The sequence below is a fragment of the Chloroflexota bacterium genome (genome assembly GCA_020850535.1).
Lineage (GTDB): Bacteria > Chloroflexota > UBA6077 > UBA6077 > JACCZL01 > JADZEM01.
In genome coordinates, this window is sequence record JADZEM010000092.1 from 17,254 (window position 1) to 34,104 (window position 16,851).

Annotated in this window: 13 protein-coding genes and 1 tRNA gene; 8 read left to right on the top strand and 6 right to left on the bottom strand. The window is 68.7% G+C overall.

Annotated features, from left to right (window positions below):
* The first annotated feature begins 49 nt into the window (after positions 1 to 49).
* The 5 genes from IT306_13260 (at position 50) to IT306_13280 (ending at position 8,439) form a co-directional block, all read left to right on the top strand.
* Positions 50 to 2,506 carry a response regulator gene (locus IT306_13260; protein ID MCC7369391.1) on the top strand — a complete coding sequence of 819 codons (2,457 nt, stop codon included), beginning with the start codon at positions 50 to 52 and terminating at the stop codon, positions 2,504 to 2,506.
* 72 nt (positions 2,507 to 2,578) lie between these two features.
* Complete coding sequence (locus tag IT306_13265; GenBank protein MCC7369392.1) at positions 2,579 to 3,385, top strand: type III pantothenate kinase; 807 nt, start codon at positions 2,579 to 2,581, stop codon at positions 3,383 to 3,385.
* A complete protein-coding gene (coaBC, locus tag IT306_13270; protein MCC7369393.1) occupies positions 3,382 to 4,599 on the top strand; it encodes a bifunctional phosphopantothenoylcysteine decarboxylase/phosphopantothenate--cysteine ligase CoaBC in 1,218 nt (405 codons plus the stop codon). Before IT306_13265 ends, coaBC begins: the two co-directional genes overlap by 4 nt.
* A 328-nt stretch (positions 4,600 to 4,927) precedes the next feature.
* Positions 4,928 to 6,706 (top strand): DNRLRE domain-containing protein, encoded by a 1,779-nt coding sequence (locus IT306_13275; GenBank protein MCC7369394.1) that lies wholly within the window; start codon positions 4,928 to 4,930, stop codon positions 6,704 to 6,706.
* A gap of 260 nt (positions 6,707 to 6,966) precedes the next feature.
* Positions 6,967 to 8,439, top strand: coding sequence for a M81 family metallopeptidase (locus tag IT306_13280; protein ID MCC7369395.1), 1,473 nt, complete (start codon positions 6,967 to 6,969; stop codon positions 8,437 to 8,439).
* A 27-nt stretch (positions 8,440 to 8,466) separates the two neighbouring features.
* Here IT306_13280 and IT306_13285 read toward each other — a convergent pair whose 3' ends face one another.
* The 5 genes from IT306_13285 to IT306_13305 all read right to left on the bottom strand — a co-directional run bounded on the left by IT306_13285 (position 8,467) and on the right by IT306_13305 (position 13,109).
* Complete coding sequence (locus IT306_13285) at positions 8,467 to 8,937, bottom strand: nucleic acid-binding protein (protein MCC7369396.1); 471 nt, start codon at positions 8,935 to 8,937, stop codon at positions 8,467 to 8,469.
* Positions 8,934 to 9,170, bottom strand: coding sequence for a hypothetical protein (locus IT306_13290; GenBank protein ID MCC7369397.1), 237 nt, complete (start codon positions 9,168 to 9,170; stop codon positions 8,934 to 8,936). Before IT306_13290 ends, IT306_13285 begins: the two co-directional genes overlap by 4 nt.
* A gap of 112 nt (positions 9,171 to 9,282) precedes the next feature.
* A complete protein-coding gene (locus IT306_13295) occupies positions 9,283 to 10,200 on the bottom strand; it encodes an ABC transporter permease (GenBank protein ID MCC7369398.1) in 918 nt (305 codons plus the stop codon).
* Complete coding sequence (locus IT306_13300; protein ID MCC7369399.1) at positions 10,197 to 11,117, bottom strand: ABC transporter permease; 921 nt, start codon at positions 11,115 to 11,117, stop codon at positions 10,197 to 10,199. Before IT306_13300 ends, IT306_13295 begins: the two co-directional genes overlap by 4 nt.
* A gap of 465 nt (positions 11,118 to 11,582) precedes the next feature.
* Entirely contained in the window at positions 11,583 to 13,109 is a 1,527-nt protein-coding gene (locus tag IT306_13305; GenBank protein ID MCC7369400.1) for an ABC transporter substrate-binding protein, read from the bottom strand.
* A gap of 394 nt (positions 13,110 to 13,503) precedes the next feature.
* On the opposite strand from IT306_13305, the gene IT306_13310 reads away from it, so the two are divergent.
* The 3 genes from IT306_13310 (at position 13,504) to IT306_13320 (ending at position 16,426) form a co-directional block, all read left to right on the top strand.
* Positions 13,504 to 13,683, top strand: a complete 180-nt coding sequence (locus IT306_13310) for a hypothetical protein (protein ID MCC7369401.1) — start codon at positions 13,504 to 13,506, stop codon at positions 13,681 to 13,683.
* Positions 13,676 to 16,003, top strand: coding sequence for a hypothetical protein (locus IT306_13315; protein MCC7369402.1), 2,328 nt, complete (start codon positions 13,676 to 13,678; stop codon positions 16,001 to 16,003). The genes IT306_13310 and IT306_13315 overlap by 8 nt, the downstream gene beginning before the upstream one ends.
* Positions 16,004 to 16,084: 81 nt before the next feature.
* Positions 16,085 to 16,426 (top strand): 4a-hydroxytetrahydrobiopterin dehydratase, encoded by a 342-nt coding sequence (locus tag IT306_13320; protein ID MCC7369403.1) that lies wholly within the window; start codon positions 16,085 to 16,087, stop codon positions 16,424 to 16,426.
* A gap of 73 nt (positions 16,427 to 16,499) precedes the next feature.
* Here the strand turns inward: IT306_13320 and IT306_13325 are convergent.
* Positions 16,500 to 16,573 (bottom strand) — tRNA-Val (locus IT306_13325).
* Between the last annotated feature and the right edge of the window lie 278 nt (positions 16,574 to 16,851).

The following is a 16,851-nucleotide window of genomic DNA, read 5'->3' on the forward strand; positions in this document are numbered from 1 at the left end:
CTGTCTCAGCGGCCGTCAGGGCAACGGGGTTCTGCGAAACGGAGCAGGCGTGGAACAGTACCAGTCGCACGCGGCGCCCACGTCCGAGGCAGCACCCTCGACTCTGGACCGGTTCAGGCTGGACGGCATCGGCAGCGAGCTTTCGCCGCCGGTGCTGGTGCCGTCCGGGATGCCGTCCGACATCACCCAGGTCTGGATCTTCTTCCTGCGGAGCGTCGGCGAGGTGCTCCGCGAGCACGCCAGGGAGCCTGAGGCCCGGGCCAGGGTGGCGCAGGCGTTCAAGGCGTTGGTGCCGCACGACGACATGCGGTTCGGTCGGTTCGAGGCGGGCGGCATGGTCTGGCTGCGTCCGGCCGACGACTACGACGCCCAACCGCCCGGTCCGCCGGTTCCCGTAGACGATCCGCTGATTCAGCAGGTGCTGTCGGAGGGGCGACCCCTGCTCCTGCCGCGGCGCGTCCTGGCCCCGCTCCGGCTCGGCTGGCAGCCGACCGGCGTGGTCGAGTTCAGCCATCGGCCGCCGTGGACGTACACGCCGGATCACCTGGCGGCGGCCGGCCTGATCGGCGAGCAGCTGGGCCCGATGATCGAGCTGATGTTCCACCTCAAGCAGGAGGAGCAGGCCCGCAAGCGGCTCGATGCACTCATCGAGATCAGCCGGGCGATCAGCGTCTCGCTCGACCTGGACGAGATCCTGCCGGTCATGGCCCGCTCGCTGATCCAGGCGCTCGACCTCTCAAGCTGCATCATCGCGCTGACGAACGACGACGACACGATGCTGGTGCCGCGCATCGTGATCGGAGACGATCTCTGGCCGCCGCACCTGGACCGGACGTCCAAGAACCCGCCGCATCCTCCCGTCCACCTGGACGATCCTGAGTGTGCGCCGCTGCTGACCCTCCGTCGGCCCACCGCGCTCACCGTCCCCGGGAAGATCGGGGACACCCGCCGAAAGGTCGGGCTGACGGTGCCCGAGCGCATCCTGGTCGTGCCGCTGGTCATCCGCGACCGTCTGCGCGGGGCCGCCGTGCTCCCGATCCGCGACGACGCCCGCCAGTTCGGCGAGGAGACGCTGGCGATGGCGATGGGCATCGCGCAGTCGGCGGCGGTCGCCGTGGAGCACGCCCAGTTGTACGGCCGGGCGCGCGAGGTCGCCGTCGTCGAGGAGCGGAACCGGCTGGCCCGCGAGGTGCACGATACGCTGGCCCAGGGCATCACGGCCATCGCGCTGCAACTGGAGACGGCGGAGCGCCTGCTGCCGCCCGGGGCGGAGGCGAAGCGCATCGTCGCTGACGCCCGCGAGCAGGCCCACCGCTCGCTGGACGAGGCCCGGCGGGCCGTCTGGGGGCTGACCGCTAAACCGCTTGACGGAGCGTCGCTGCCCGAGGCGCTCCAGGGTGAGGTCGAGCGGTTCGAGCGTCGGACCGGTGTGGCCGCGCGCCTGACCCACGACGCCGAAGTTGAGCCGCTGACCGACGAGCAGGCGACGGCCCTGCTGCGCGTAGCCCAGGAGGCGTTGCACAACGTCGAGAAGCACGCCCAGGCGACACGCGTGCGCGTCGAGCTGGTGCTGGACCGTGGCAGCGGCCTGCTGACGCTGCTGGTGGCCGACGATGGACAGGGCTTCGACCGGAGGACGCTGCCGGGGCCGGACGGCGGCTTTGGGCTGAGTGGGATGCGCGAGCGAATGCGTCTGGTTGGCGGCGAGCTGGAGGTCGAGAGCGCCGTCGGCTGGGGCACGCGCGTCCAGGCCCGGCTGCATGTCGAGTCGGAGCCGCCGGCCGTCGAGCCGGCCCTGGAGCACGAGGCTGGCCCGATTCGTGTGCTGCTGGTGGACGATCATCCGCTGGCGCGCGAGGGACTGCGGCGGCTGCTCGAAGGCCGCGACGACATGGTCGTGGTGGGCGAGGCTGGCGATGGCCTCCAGGGCGTCGAACGGGCGCTGGCCCTGCGGCCAGACGTGGTGCTGATGGACTTGCAGATGCCGCGTCTCTCGGGCGTTGGGGCGGTCCAGGCGTTGCGCGAGCAGTGGCACGATGCTCGGGTGTTGATCGTGACGACGTTCGCCCAGGACGAGCACCTGTTCGAGGCGCTGCGGGCCGGCGCGCGTGGCTATCTGCTCAAGGATGCCGGCCCGGACGCGCTGGCCTCGGCCATCAAGACGATCCACGAGGGCGGCTCGCTGGTGCAGCCGACGATGGCCGCCAAGCTGATCGACCGCTTTGGCGAGCTGGCGACCCGCGACCGGCTGGCCGAGCCGCTCACCGAGCGCGAGATCGAGATCCTGCACCTGGCGGCCGGCGGCGCTCGGAACAAAGAGATCGCCGACCGCCTGATCATCTCCGAGAAGACGGTGAAGAATGCGCTGAGCCGGCTGTACGGCAAGCTTGGGGCCAATGGCCGCGCGGAGGCGATCGCGCGGGGGCGGGCGCTCGGGCTGTTGCCGCTCGACGAAGCCCACTTCGAGCCGGAGCACAGCGGCGCAGAGGCCAGCGCCCGCCCCTGACACGAGCACGCTGTGGGCCGTTGCTATACTCCCGAAGGCATCCGATGGCTGGATGACAGGTGGGAGGGCGTCGTGCTCCTGGCGGTGGACATCGGCAACACGAACATCGTGGCCGGTGTGTTCGATGGCGACCGGCTGGCGATGAGCTGGCGGCTGGCGACGGATCGGCGCAAGACGGCGGACGAGTACGGAGCGGCCCTCAGGACGCTGCTCGACCATCGCGGCGTGGACATGCGCGACATCAAGGGGGTCTCCCTCTCCTCGACCGTGCCGCCGCTCACCGCGACGTTCCGCCGCCTGTCGGAGAGCTACTTCGACCTGCCGCCCGTGATCGCCGGCATCGGCGTCAACACCGGCATCGTGGTGGCGACCGCCAACCCGCCAGAGGTTGGCCCGGACCGGATCATCAACTCGCTCGCCGCCATGATGCGCCACCGACTGCCGGCCATCGTGGTCGATCTCGGCACGGCCACCACCTTCGACGCCGTCTCCGCGGACGGCAAGCTGCTCGGGTGTACCATCGCACCGGGCATCGAGAGCGCGCTGGACGGGCTGATCTCGCGGACCGCCCGCCTGTTCACCGTCGAGCTGAAGGCTCCGCGCACGGCCATCGGGCGCAATACGGTGACCTCGTTGCGCGCCGGCGTGGTGCTCGGGTACGTCGGGCTCGTCGAGTACCTCGTCAGGCGGATCAAGGACGAGATGGAGGGCGACCCGCTGGTGATCGCCACCGGCGGCCTGGCCTCGGTGATCGTGCCCGAGACCCACTGCATCGACGTAGTCGATCCCGACCTCACGCTGCACGGGCTGCGCTTCCTGTACCAGTTGAACGCCGACGCGCCGGCGGTCCACTCGGGCGTTGCGGGAGCCGCCGAATGAGCCACGACGTCCTGGCCGGCAAGCGCATCGTGCTGGGCGTCACGGGCAGCATCGCGGCGTTCAAGGCCGTGGCCCTGGCAAGCCTGCTGACCCAGGCCGGGGCGCTGGTGGACGTGCTGATGACGCCCGAAGCCACGAAACTGATCCAGCCGCTCAGCTTCCAGGCGTTGACGCAGCGGGCCGTGCACGTGGACATGTTCAGCACGCTGGCAAACTCGGAGATCAGCCACGTCAGCCTGGGCCACCACGCGGATGTCGTCTGTGTCGCGCCGGCGACGGCTCACACCCTCGCGAAGCTCGCGCACGGGCTGGCCGACGATCTCGTCACGACCACCAGCCTCGCCACCCGCGCGCCGCTGGTCATCGCGCCGGCCATGGACGCCGACATGTACGACCACCCGGCCGTGCGGGCCAATGTCCAGATCCTCCGCGAGCGCGGCGCGACGATGGTCGAGCCGGGCCACGGGCGGATGGCGTCGGGGCTGGTTGGGCAGGGGCGGCTGGCCGAGCCGCCGGTCATCGCGGACACGCTGCGGCTGGTGCTGGCCCGCGACGGCGACCTTGCTGGCTGGAACGTAGTGGTGACGGCGGGAGGAACGCAGGAGGCCATCGACCCGGTCCGGTACGTCTCCAACCACTCGTCGGGCAAGATGGGGTACGCCATCGCCGAGGCGGCCCGCGACCGTGGCGCGTCAGTGGTGCTGATCTCCGCGCCGACCGCCCTGAGCGCGCCGTTTGGCGTCCAGGTGCAGAACGTGCGAAGCGCCGCCGACATGCACGACGCGGTGATGGCCGCCCTGCCGGATGCCGATCTGCTGGTCATGGCGGCTGCCGTGGCCGACTACCGCCCGGCCACGGTGGCCGACCAGAAGATCAAGAAGAAGGACGACGAGCTGACGCTCCAGTTGGCGAGGACGACGGACATCCTCGCAGCGACGGCCATGCTGGCCGGTCCACGGCTGGTGCGGGTCGGCTTCGCGGCCGAGAGCCAGGATCTGCTGCAGAACGCCGCCGACAAGCTGGAGCGCAAGAAGCTCGACCTGATCGTCGCCAACGACATCAGCCGGTCTGACAGCGGCTTCGGGACGGACGACAACGCCGTCGTGCTGCTGGACCCGACCGGCCGCCAGCGGGAGCTGCCGTTGATGCCGAAGCGCGACGTGGCCGACCGCATCCTGGACGAGGCGCTGGCGATCCGGGCCGCTCGGGGATAGTCAGCGGCCTCCGGGCCGTCTCCAAGATCGATTCACGACGATCCCCTTGCTGAACGGGGCCGTTCGGCGTCGGCAGGCGCACGCCGCCCACGAGCGTGTCGGGCGGTGGCCGGATGCCATCATCGTCGACCCTGGGCACATCCTGGCGGCTTTGCGCTGCCAGAAGCCGTGATGGACGCAGTTCTCCTCGCACATGTGTGTGCATGAAGCTCTGAGATGACGAGACGCTCTGTTGAATTGTGCCGCACGGCGACGATCATTTTGATTAAACTCTGTGCTCCAGATCGGACGCACGAATCTGTGAGTCCTGAAGACGGATCTACCGTTCGTGAGCGAGGCTGTAGTGCGGGAATCCTCATCAAACCGCTGGCGCGCCCCGTGGGTCGGGCTGGTCGTCCTGCTGCTCGTCGGATTGCAGGTATTGTCTGCTGGCGAGCATCGTGATGTTGAGGCCGCACCACTCGGGGCAGCCTGCAGTCCCCGCCCGCCGGTGCGCGTGCAGACCCAGCCAGAAAGCTCCACAACGCTGCTGGTGACGGTCACGGCGACCACGTCAGCCTCGACGCCGACCAACCAGCTCAGCCAGATCCGGTTTGCGCCCGTCTCGAACGCCCTGGTGTCGATGCCGGGCAAGCTGACCAACAGCGCCGGCAATGTGACCGTCACGTTCGCGGCCGGCACGACCTCCGCCCAGTTCTCGGCACGTCGGATTGCCGGCGGGCAATCCATGACCGTGCCGGTGACGGTCGTGGATTCCTGTGGTGACTGGACCACCTTTGTCGGAGGTGGCGCCTCCTTCGGCGTCGGCCTACCGACCCCGACCGCAACCCCGCTGCCGACCGCGACCGTGACGCCGGCGCCGACCGCAACCGTGGCGCCAACGGCCACCTCGGCCCCGACGACCGCCCGGCGGGCCAACCTTCCGCGCTTCAGCGGATCGTTCGTCCCAGGGGAGGCTGCCGTCTTCTGGTACGGCCGGGTGACCCCGTCCGAGAACTACACCGACGTGCGGATCAGCTACTCCGCGACGGATCTCTGGGTGCAGGCGAACATCATGGACATGCACCTCCGCTACGATACTGCCGGCCAGACCAGCCGCCTCGAGGAGTTCGACGCGGTCGGCGTCACCCTCACCGCCCCGACAGGAACGTATCGTTTCGTTTCTGGGCTCAACTGGTTCGAAGCTCGTACCAACTACCAGCGGTCCGTGCCGACCGTTCCATTCACGACGTCGACCGGCTGGCGTGGCAACGCACCCAACTCGGCGTTTGACAGCCAGAGCGACGACCGTGGCTGGGTTGCCACTTTCCAGATCCCGTTCGCCAGCCTGGGGCTCTCCACCCCCGTGGACGGCGCGGTCTGGCCGCTCGAGGTGATCACCTACGACCGTGACGACCAGGCTGGCGCGCAGCGGTCGCAGGCATCGTGGTCTGGCGAGATCCGCTTCGGTCTGCCGTCCTACACCGCTCCGACGACACCGGCTGGCACGGTCTCGATTCGCCAGACGACGGGCGGCACGTCGGTGCCAGACGCCGCGGTCGGCGGTGGCGCGGACTGCGGCGGTGCGGCTGATCCGGTCTATTTCGACCAGTGGGGGAGCTTCAACTACGCCGGCCGCACCGACATGAACGTGCAAAACCAGTCCGACATCGGGGACTGGCCCTGCTTCTCGAAGTACTACGTCACCTTCCCGCTCGGTTCGGTGCCATCCGGCAAGCGTATCGTGTCGGCTCGGCTGGTCATGCACCAGTTCGGCGGGTCGGGCAGCGCATCCGACACCCTCTATCCGTCGCTCATACAGGTTGCCACCACCGATCCGACCTGGACCGAGGGGACCATCACCTGGAATACGGCCCCGCTCGCCCGTGAGAACGTCTCGCGCGCCGTGGTTCCGGTCTTCAAGGACACGATTGTCTGGCCGGGTGTCGAGCGGACCTGGGACGTGAGCGCGGCCGTCGCCACCGCCTATGCGTCAGGATCACCGCTCGCGCTGGTTCTCTATTCACCGGACGAGCCATACCACTCGGGCAAGTACTTCGTGACCTCGAACACCGGTGACTGGAACGCTGCCGGCCGCCCCACCCTCGAGGTGACCTGGGGCAACTGACCGCGCCACACGCACCACCTGGGCATCGGTCATCCTGGCTCCGGTGAGCGACGGACGCCCTCGATGGTGTCACGTCGTGGTGCGCCTCGGTCAGTCCTCTCCGCGGGCGCGGGCCTGACATACTGGCAGCCGGCCGGGCTACCATCTCGCCCGAGCGCGGACCCCGTCATCGCCGACACACGTCACCGAGCAGCGTCGTCGGGCCGGGAGCCGCCATTGCCGGGCCGATCTCTTCGCCCGGCCTGGGGAGGAACGACCGTATGCGGCTGGCTGCACTCGGGCTGGCTCACGAGACGAACACATTCTCCAGGGTGCTTGCGGACCTGGAGATGTGGGAAGTGTTGCGCGGCGACGAGCTGCGGCAGAAGCACGCGACGGCCACCACGACCCTGGCCGGCTACTTCTCGGCCAGCCAGAAGCTCGGCTTCGAGATCGTGCCGCTGATCTTCGCCACCACCGGCCCCATCGGGATCATCACGCGGCGGGCGTTCGACATCCTGGTGGACGAGATGCTCCAACTGTTGCGGGACAACGGCCCCTGGGACGGCGTCCTGCTGGCCCAGCACGGGGCTGCCGTCTCCGACGAGTTCCCCGACGCCGACGGCGAGATCGTGCGGCGGGTGCGCGAGGTGGTCGGGCCGGACGTGCCGATCGGCGTGAACTTCGACATGCACGCCAACGTCACCCAGAAGGTGATCGACCACAGCACGGTCACAGTGGTCTACGCCACCAACCCGCACCTGGACGCCAAGGAGCGGGCCGAGGAGTGCGCCGAGCTGATCGTCCGGACCATCAAGGGCGAGATCACCCCGGTCCAGGTGCTGGAGATGCCGCCGCTGGTGGTCAACATCATCAAGCAGTACACCGGCGAGGAGCCGATGAAGGGCATTGTCGAGACGATGCCGGAGATGATGCGGCGGCCGGGCATCCTCTCGGTCAGTATCGCGGAGGGGTATCCGTACGCCGACGTCGAAGAGATGGGCATGAGCTTCCTGGCCATCAGCGACGGCGACCGTGAGGTGGCGCAGTCGGCGGCCCGCGCCATGGCCGATGTGGCCTGGGAGCGCAAGGAGGCCCTTCAGGGCGACATCCCGTCGATCGCCGAGGCGCTCCAGTACGCCGACGCCCAGCCCGAAGGCCCGATTGTGCTGATGGACGTGGGCGACAACATCGGGGCGGGGTCGTCGGCGGACTCGACGTTCCTGCTGGCCGAGGCGAAGCGGCTCGGCATTCGCGGCTACCTCCAGACCCTCTACGACCCGGAGGCGGTAGGCGACTGCGTCGAGGTAGGCGTTGGCTCGAAGATCACGATGACGGTCGGCGGCAAGACGGATGACATGCACGGCGAGCCGGTCATGGTGACGGGGACGGTCCGTGCGATCTCGGATGGCCTGTTCGAGGATCCGCTGCCGACCCATGGCGGCTGGCGCTTCTTCGACGGCGGAACCTCGGCGGTGCTGGAGACGACGGACGGCCACACCATCCTGCTGACCAGCAAGCGCGTCGGGAACACCAGCCTGGAGCAGATGTATTCGGTGGGGATCGACCCGGCCCGCTACCGCGTGGTCATCGCGAAGGGCGTCGTGTCGCCCCGCCCGGCCTACTCGCGGGTGGCGAAGGAGATCGTGCTCGCCGACACGCCGGGCGTCACGACGACGAACCTCGGGTTCTTCGCCTACCGCAACCGCCGCACGCCGCTCTATCCGTTCGAGCTGGAGACGCCGTATCCGTGACGTTGGCCGGGCGATCCGTCAGGACGGCTATCCCTCGCCGTCGGTCTCGATCTGGATTTCCTGCCAGGAGCGCGCCTCGACAAACCGCGCGAGGTGCCGCGCATTCGTCGTCACGACTATCACTGGTTGCCCAATCTCTTCTGAGAACAACCGCACCTGTGCCGCCAGAATCACATCAATGTCGAGGGCAGCGGGGTCGGCAGTTGGGAGACCAGTTCGACGCGCTTCTGCCCACAGGTCGGCGGCTCTCAGCATGACCCCTCGTGTGATCCGAAGGAACTGCGACCACGCAATGAAGCTGTCCAGGCGGGCGATGCTCCTGGTTGCCTGGATGCGGACAAGTTCGCGGCGGACCTCATAGTCGCATACCTCTGAGACCAGAACACGGTGTCCTTGTTGGATGGCGCCGTCCAGCCAGCGCTGGAAACGCCGCGTCTCGGTCGTGGCCAGTGGATTGACCGCCATTCCCAGCGGCCCACTGTCAAGCGCCAGAATCATCCGCTCGCGCGCACCGCATCGTTTCGCTCGTAGCGATCATCGAGCGCGGCGCTGATGGCTTCCCAGGCGAGACGATGCTCATCCGGATCACCTTCAAGCATGGCTGCCAACGAGGCCCGTTCCGATTCCATGCGCCGCGAACGCATGCTCTCGTTCTCTTCAAGATAGAACGACTCTGGGATCGCTGACATCCGCCAGTCCCGCTCAAGCCGAGTGAGGAACTCGTCGTGCATCCGCCCCTCGACCTCAAGCTCAGCTTCGGTCGCGTCTTGGCGTGAGTCTATCCGTCCAGAGTTCTCGGGCCACATCCGTCTCGCGCTCCGCAGGAATGATACGGCTTGCGGGCTACATGCCGCGCAGGTTCGGGTCGAGCAGGTCGCGGATGCCGTCGCCGAGCAGGTTCGCGCCGAGGACCGCCAGCGAGATCGCGATGCCGGGCATCGTCGAGATCCACCAGGCGTTGCTCAGGTAGTCGCGGCCCTCGGCCAGCATACGTCCCCACGAGGGCGTCGGCGGCTCCAGGCCCAGGCCGAGGAACGAGAGGCCCGATTCGAGCAGCAGCATCGTGGCAAGCTGTACCGTCGCCACCACGATGATCGGGGCGAGCGTATTCGGCAGGATGTGACACGTCACGATCCGCCCGTCGCCAGCCCCCAGCGCCCGCGCCGCGCCGACGTAGTCCAGTTCTTTGAGCGAGAGCACGTTGGCGCGGACGGTCCGCGCGTAGATGACCCAGCCCGAGAGCGCCAGCACGCCGATCAGCGCCCCGAAGCTCCGCCCGACCACCGCGACGATGGCGATAGCCAGCAGGATGATCGGGAAGGCGAGCTGCACGTCCACGACGCGCATGATGATGTCGTCGGTCCTGCCGCCGACGTACCCTGAGATCAGGCCGGCCGTCACGCCGATCAGGCCCGACAGGACCACTGAGACGCCGGCCAGCATCAGCGAGAACTGCGCTCCGTAGAGCAGGCGGCTCAGGATGTCACGGCCCAGGTTGTCGCTGCCGAGGACGAAGCCGGACGCCGTGCCGAGGATGGCCGGCGGGCGCACGCGCGTCGAGAACCCAGGCTGCGTCGGATTGGCCGGCGCCAGGACCGGGGCCAGCACGGCGGCGGCGATCAGCAGCACGAGCAGCGCGCCGCCGATCAGGATGGTCGGGTTGCGGCGCAACGCGCGACGCACGGCCCGCCATCGAGACGGCGCGATGCGGGCGCGGGAGGCGACGACCTCTGGAGTAGGTGTGGCTTCGACGGCGGTCATGAGTATCGAATCCGAGGATCGAGGACGGTATACGTCAGGTCTACCAGCAGGTTGATGACGATGAAGACGGCGGCCGCCAGGATCAGCACGACCTGGATGACGGGGAAGTCTCGGCGGAAGATGCTGTCCACCGCCAGCTTGCCGATGCCCGGCCACGCAAACACCGACTCGGTGATGACTGCGCCGCCGAGGAGGACGCCGATCTGCAGCCCGAGCACCGTCACGACGGGAATCGCAGCGTTCTTGACCGCGTGCAGAAGGACCACCGTCCGCTCTGACAGCCCCTTGCTGCGCGCGGTGCGGACGTACTCCTTCCCCAGCACCTCCAGCATGCTCGACCGCGTCAGCCGGGCGACGAGCGCCGTCGGGTAGGCGGCGAGCGTGAGCGCGGGCAGGACGAGGTAGGCCGGGCTCTCGTAGCCAGAGGTTGGCAGCCAGCCGAGCAGCACCCCGAACAGCAGGATCATCATGATCCCGAGCCAGAAGTTCGGGAGGGACTGCCCGAGTGCCGCCAGGAAGATGCTGCCGTAGTCAAAAATGGTGCGGTGGCGGGCCGCGGCCAGGATGCCGGCCGGCACGCCGAACAACACCGTCAGGGTGAAGGCCGCCAGCGCCAGGTGGATCGTCGGCCAGACACGCTCGGCCACGACATCACGGGCCGGCGCGTTGAACTGGTAGGACTGGCCGAAGTTCCCCAGCGCGATGCTCTTCATGAAGACGCCGTACTGGACGTACAACGGCTCCTCCAGCCCCAGTTGCTCGCGGAGCTGGGCGACCTGGGCGTTCGACGCCCCTTCGGGCAGCAGCATCTTGGCAGGGTCGCCGGGCAGCACCCGCAAGATGCCGAACACCACCAGCGACACGCCGAACAGCGTCAACGCCGAGTGGAGGATTCGTCTGAGTACGTATGCGCGCATCCTGGTTTCCGCCCTCGCCGTCTGCCGCGCGGCCTGAACGGCGGCCAATGGTGCGCGCGGCCCGAAGCGTCACCGCCCGGGCCGCGCAGCACAGGTGTGTCATCCCGACCGAAGCGAGGAACGAATCTCCTTGTTGTCGTCATCCCGACCCCATTCGGCACGCTCAGGGCCAGCTACGCGAGGAACGAGCACACCCCTCCGTCATCCCGACCGCGGCGCGGAACGAGCGGAGTGGTGGGATCTTCTCCTTCTGTGGCGTGAGGAAGATCCCTCGACTGCGTTCGCATGCTCACTTCGCTCGGGATCACGGTGGAGGGAGCATGCGAACGCCGCTCGGGATGACGAGGGGTGGCGCACGCTCACTCCGCTTGGGATGACGGTGGAGGGAGCACGCCTTGCCCTGAGCCTGCCGAATGGGCCACTCCGCTCGGGATGACGGGGCGGAGTGGGCTTCAATGCCTTGTCCTAGCCGACGGTGACGTTGCTGAGCAGCACGTAGTAGTCGGGGCGCGCCTCGAAGCCGCCGACGCGATCCCGCGTGGCGTAGACCGCCGTGCTGTAGTACGGCCAGATGGTCGCCTCTTCATCGTCCCAGATGATCCGCTGCAGCTGCTCGTACTTCTGCTGCCGCACCGAGACGTTCGTGGAGCGCGCCTCGACCACCAGTTGCTCGACCGTCGGGTTGTTGTAGCGGCTCAGGCCAGCCGCGCCCTTCGCCGTGTACCACTGGCCGTAGTACCAGTCAGGGTCGTGCGGCATGTGCGCCCAGCCCGAGTAGAACATGTGGTAGGTGCCAGCCGTACGCGCCTCACGGGCAGCGGCGACCTCCATCTCGCGGACGTTGACGGTGATGCCGACCTCGCCGAGCATCGCCTGGACCGCCTCGGCGATCTCCAGCTGCTTCGGGTACACGCCCTTCATCAGCACGAAGTCGATGGTCGCGCTGCTGATGCCGGCCTGGGCCATCATCGACTTTGCGCCGGCCGGGTCGTAGGTCTTGGCGCCGAGATTGGTGAAGCCAACCAGGCCGGGCGGCGTCGGGCAGGTGGCCGCCTGCGCGTACCCCAGGTGGAACTCGTTGATGATCGTGTCGCGGTCGATCGCCATGCTGATCGCCTTCCGCACGAACACGTTGTCCACCGGCGGATTCTGCAGCTGGAACACCCACTGTTGCGTCTCGATGGCCGAGCGGGTCATCACCTGGACGCCCGAGCTGCCCATCAGCGTCGAGACCATGTCGGCGGGGATGCGGTCGATCACGTCGATCTCGCCGGCCCGCAGGCCGGCCACGCGGGTCGAGACCTCGGGGATGAACCGGTAGCGAACGGCCCCGACCTTCGGCGTGCCACTGACCCAGTAGCTCGGGTTGGCGACGAGGTCCACCACCTCGCCACGGGTCCAGCCGTTGAAGCGGTACGGGCCGGTGCCCACGGGCCGCTCGAAGAAGGACGCCTCCTGGCCGGCAGCGCTGGCCGGGAGCATCCCGAGCATCGTCAGGTGCCCGAGCATCGCGCCGAAGGCGGTACGGGTGCGGATGATGACGCTGTACGGCCCCTCGGCCTCGACGCTGGTGATCTCGCCGAAGACCGAGTTCTTGATCAGCTTGGTGTCCGTCGCGACGCGGGTGATGCTGTAGACGACGCTGCTCGAATCGAACGGCGTGCCGTCGTGGAACATGACCCCCTGGCGCAGCCGGAAGCGCCAGGTCATGTCGTCGAGGATCTCCCAGGACTCGGCCAGGGCGGGCACGAACTGGCTGTCGCCGGTCACGTCCACCAGCGGATCGAAGATGTGCCGTAGGACGGTCGTCGCGGAGATCGAGTAGTGATTCGCCGGGTCGAGGGTGAGCATCTGCTCGGACAGGCCAGCCGTGATCGACGCGCCACTCTGGAGCAGGACAGCCGCCGCGCGTGGCTGCGTGTCGAGTGTCGCGGCGGCGACGCGCCGCGGGACTTCGAGCCCCATCATGCCAACCGAGAGGCCGCCTGCCACGGCAGCTGCGCGTCCGAGGAACCCGCGTCGCGAAACCCGAGATGAGCCAGTGGTCATCCTGGTGCCCTCCCTCGCCGTCGAGCCGTCGTTCCCACTCGCGCACGGGGCGAGCGGCACGTCCTGGTCGAACGCCCTTTGTCCGACCGTCGGCTAACTGCCGACAGTATACGCGCGCACTCTTACCAGTGCTACCGCGCCCACGGGGCGCAGATGAGCGGCCCTCTTCCAGGAGAAACGCGGCTCTGCCCGCTACGATACGCACCCGCACGGCAGCTGTCCTCGGCGCTGTGCACAACCCTGACGGCGTTCCGTTTGGGGATGCTCGCGCCAGTTCTGGGCCGGCCTTGCCTGGGAGCGTCCCGACCGGTAGATTTGTGATGTGGAATCGCCTGGGGTGGCGGAGCAGCGCGAGGGTGCCGGCGCGGTGGCTGAGGCCGCCGTCGAGGGGCTGACCACGTCTGCGCCGGCCAGCATGGTGGTGGCCGTACACGGCAACGGTGGCGGGGCGCACCGCTTCTCGCTGGTGACGCCCGCGATGCTGCCAGGACAACAGAAGGTGTACGGTCGTGAGTGAGTCTCGAACGGGGCCGACCTGGGTGCTCCTAGGGTCGGGACGCTCCGCGAACCTGGGTGTGGGCAGCAAGGGTCGCCTGCTCGATCTGGCTGCGCGCGCGGGGCTGCCGGTTCCGCCGGGCCTGATCATCCTTGACGATGCGTGGCACGCGGCGTTGCGGCTCGGCATGGCGCGCCGGGACGCCGACCGCGTCGAGATCACCGACCCACGCCGGCTGCTGGCGCTGCTCGATCTCCCGCGCTTCGACGGCCCCATCGCCGTGCGCTCCACCTTCTCGCTGGAGGACACGCCGCGCCAGTCGCTGGCCGGCTACTTCACCAGCCACCTGCACGTCGATCCGCACGACCCCGCCCGACTGACGGCCGCATTGGAGGATGTCTGGCGGTCTGCCGAGCGGACCTCGCGGACGTTTCGGCGTGACGTGTTGCTGCTGCGGATGGTGCGCGCACGGTACGCTGGCGTCGCATTCACCGAGCAGGAGCACGAGGATGACCTTGTCAACCTGACGAAGGGCACGGCAGATCGGCTCGTCGCCGGCGAGGCGCCCGGTGAGCTGGTGCTGCTGCCTCGGCTGCGCGGCTGGGAAGCGCCGCCGGGGACCGCTGACCTGTTGCCAGGCCTGCCGTTTGCCGTGCGGCTCCAGACCCTGCTGCGGGATATTCGACGCGTGTTCGGCCCGGGCGACTGGGATGTGGAATGGGCCGACGACGGCGTGCGCTGCTGGCTGATCCAGCTACGGCCCGTCACCCGCCCGACGCGCCGTGATGAGGCGTTTACGCTCGCCAACCACAAGGAGATCCTGCCAGAGCTGCCCTCGCGCTTCATGGCGAGCCTGGTCGAGTCCTGCGCCGACCGGCTGTTCGCGAACTACCGCCGCTTCGATCCACGGCTGCCGGCCCACCGCCCATTCATCGAGTCGTTCCTGGGCCGCCCGTACATCAACCAGTCGCTCCTGAGCGAGATGATGCGCCTCTTCGGCTTGCCGACGCGGCTGGTCACGGACTCGATTGGTGGACAGGCCGACCGCCCGGCCGGCCCGAACCTTCCGCGCCTGCTGCGGAACCTGCCGGTGCTGGGTCGCATGGGCGTGGCGCAGCTGTCGTCGGTCGGGGCGACGCGCCGGCGGATCGGCGAGATCCTCCACCACGCCGAGGAGCCGGGGACGACGTTCACCGAGTGCGTCGAGACGCTCGCATGGCTGTACACCACGCTGGTCGGCGGCATGATGTCGTTGGCGGCGGCGATGAGCGGCCCGCTGGCGGCGTTGCGGGCGCTCGGGGTGCTGGAGGAGCACACGAGCCGTCACCGGACCGTCGCCACGGCGATCTTCGACGAGCTGGCGCCGTTGCGGACGCTGGTGCAGGCCGATCCCGAGCTGCTGGCGACGGTGGCGCGTGGCGAGGTGCCCAAAGACACGCGGTTTCAGTCGGCGTGGCAACGCTACCTCAAGCGGCATGGGCACCGAGGGGTTTTCGAGAGCGATATCGCCCGCCCGCGTTTTCGGGAGTCGCCGGCGCCGCTGCTGGCGGCCGTCGCGCACGCCGAGACGCCACGCACCGTTGTGCCGCGCCGGACGGCGCGTGGGACGGCCGCGCTGCCGCTCTGGTGGCAGAGCAGTCGGGCGATGCGTGCCCGCGAGAACCTGCGCTCGGTGGCGATGGTCGCCTTCGAGCGGGTGCGCCTGCGCCTGCTGGAGCTGGCGGACGAGGCGGTCAGACGTGGTGCGCTGCCAGACCGTGAGTCGCTGTGGCTGCTCGATGTGAACGAGGTCCGCCGGCTCGACCTGGGGTGGCAGCCGGGGATGGCGTTCTTCGTGGAGCGGCGGGCCGAGATCCGGCGGCTGTCGCAGTATCACCTGCCGGACCTGATTCGCCGATCCGACGACCTGGAGCAGTACCGGTCGGGCCGCCAGGACGCGGCGCAGGGACCGGTGGTGCGCGGGCTGAGCCTTGCCAGCGGCGACGTGCTGGGGCGGGCCTGGGTGCTCAGCGAGCCGAGCACGTCGCTGCCGCCCGAGCTGGAGTCCGAGTCCATCGTGCTGGTGGCCCGCTCGGTGGATGCTGGCTGGATCCCGACGTTCGGGCTGGTCGCGGGGGTCGTGGTGGAGACGGGCGGCGATCTCTCGCACGGCTCGGTCATCCTGCGCGAGATCGGGCTGCCGGCCATCACCAACGCCCAACGGGCGACGGCGGTCTTCCAGTCCGGCGATCAGCTCTGGTTGCGGGCGGGCAGCGGCGTGGCCGAGCGCCTGTCCGCTGCGCCGCTCTCCCCGGCCCCGGCCCCCGTCCGCGATCCTGCGGAGTCAGCATCCGCCGAGTAGTGTCGTGCCTGTGTGCCCCAACCTGGAACTGGCATGGTCCGGTCGCCAGGTGGCCCCATTGTCTGCGAAGGAGAGGACGAGATGGCTGAGTCGCTCACGGCCCGTCAGTGTGCACCCTGTGAGGGGGGTGTCCCCGCGCTCACGCCCGAAGAGATCTCGCTGCTGCTGCTTCAGGTCCGGGGCTGGAGGGTGATCGACGGCAAGAAGCTGACGAAGACATATACGTTCTCGGACTTCGCGAAGGCTCTGGCGTTCGTCAACCGAGCGGGGACCGTTGCGGAGGCCGAGGGGCACCACCCTGATCTGCTGCTCAGTTGGGGCAGGGTGGTGGCCGAGGTCTGGACACACGCCATCGGCGGCCTCAGCGAGAACGACTTCATCCTGGCGGCCAAGCTCGACCAGGTATGGCCGGCCCCTCGGTAGCGCGGACGGACCGCCGCCCTGGAGCTGATGAACGAAAACGGCCCCGCCAGAAGGCGGGGCCGCCGCTGCTCGGTGGGCGATCGGGGACTCGAACCCAGGACCTCACGGATGTGAACCGTGCGCTCTAACCAGCTGAGCTAATCGCCCGAGGTGCCCCTGAGTATACCGTGTGAGGCCCGCGCGAGCAACGACGATCCTTGTCACACCAGGGCGATTGCATGTTGATGTCGTCGTGCGGCGGCGTCGGGGCTTGAAAGCCCCGCCTACCGTCATTCAGTCGCTGCGCGACGCGCCAGTCGCACCAGTGCCTGCCGTTCCCGGCGGCCGTCGCGCAGCGACTGAATGCGTGTAGGCGGGGACTTCAGTCCCCGACCGCCCGTTCCATGATGCTTCGGGGACACCAATGAACATGCAATCGCCCGGAC

Coding starts and splice junctions, on each gene's coding strand:
- coaBC (MCC7369393.1), top strand. CDS start 3,382: ATGAGCCACGACGTCCTGGCCGGCAAGCGCATCGTGCTGGGCGTCACG.
- IT306_13280 (MCC7369395.1), top strand. CDS start 6,967: ATGCGGCTGGCTGCACTCGGGCTGGCTCACGAGACGAACACATTCTCC.
- IT306_13285 (MCC7369396.1), bottom strand. CDS start 8,937: ATGATTCTGGCGCTTGACAGTGGGCCGCTGGGAATGGCGGTCAATCCA.
- IT306_13290 (MCC7369397.1), bottom strand. CDS start 9,170: ATGCACGACGAGTTCCTCACTCGGCTTGAGCGGGACTGGCGGATGTCA.
- IT306_13295 (MCC7369398.1), bottom strand. CDS start 10,200: ATGACCGCCGTCGAAGCCACACCTACTCCAGAGGTCGTCGCCTCCCGC.
- IT306_13300 (MCC7369399.1), bottom strand. CDS start 11,117: ATGCGCGCATACGTACTCAGACGAATCCTCCACTCGGCGTTGACGCTG.
- IT306_13320 (MCC7369403.1), top strand. CDS start 16,085: ATGGCTGAGTCGCTCACGGCCCGTCAGTGTGCACCCTGTGAGGGGGGT.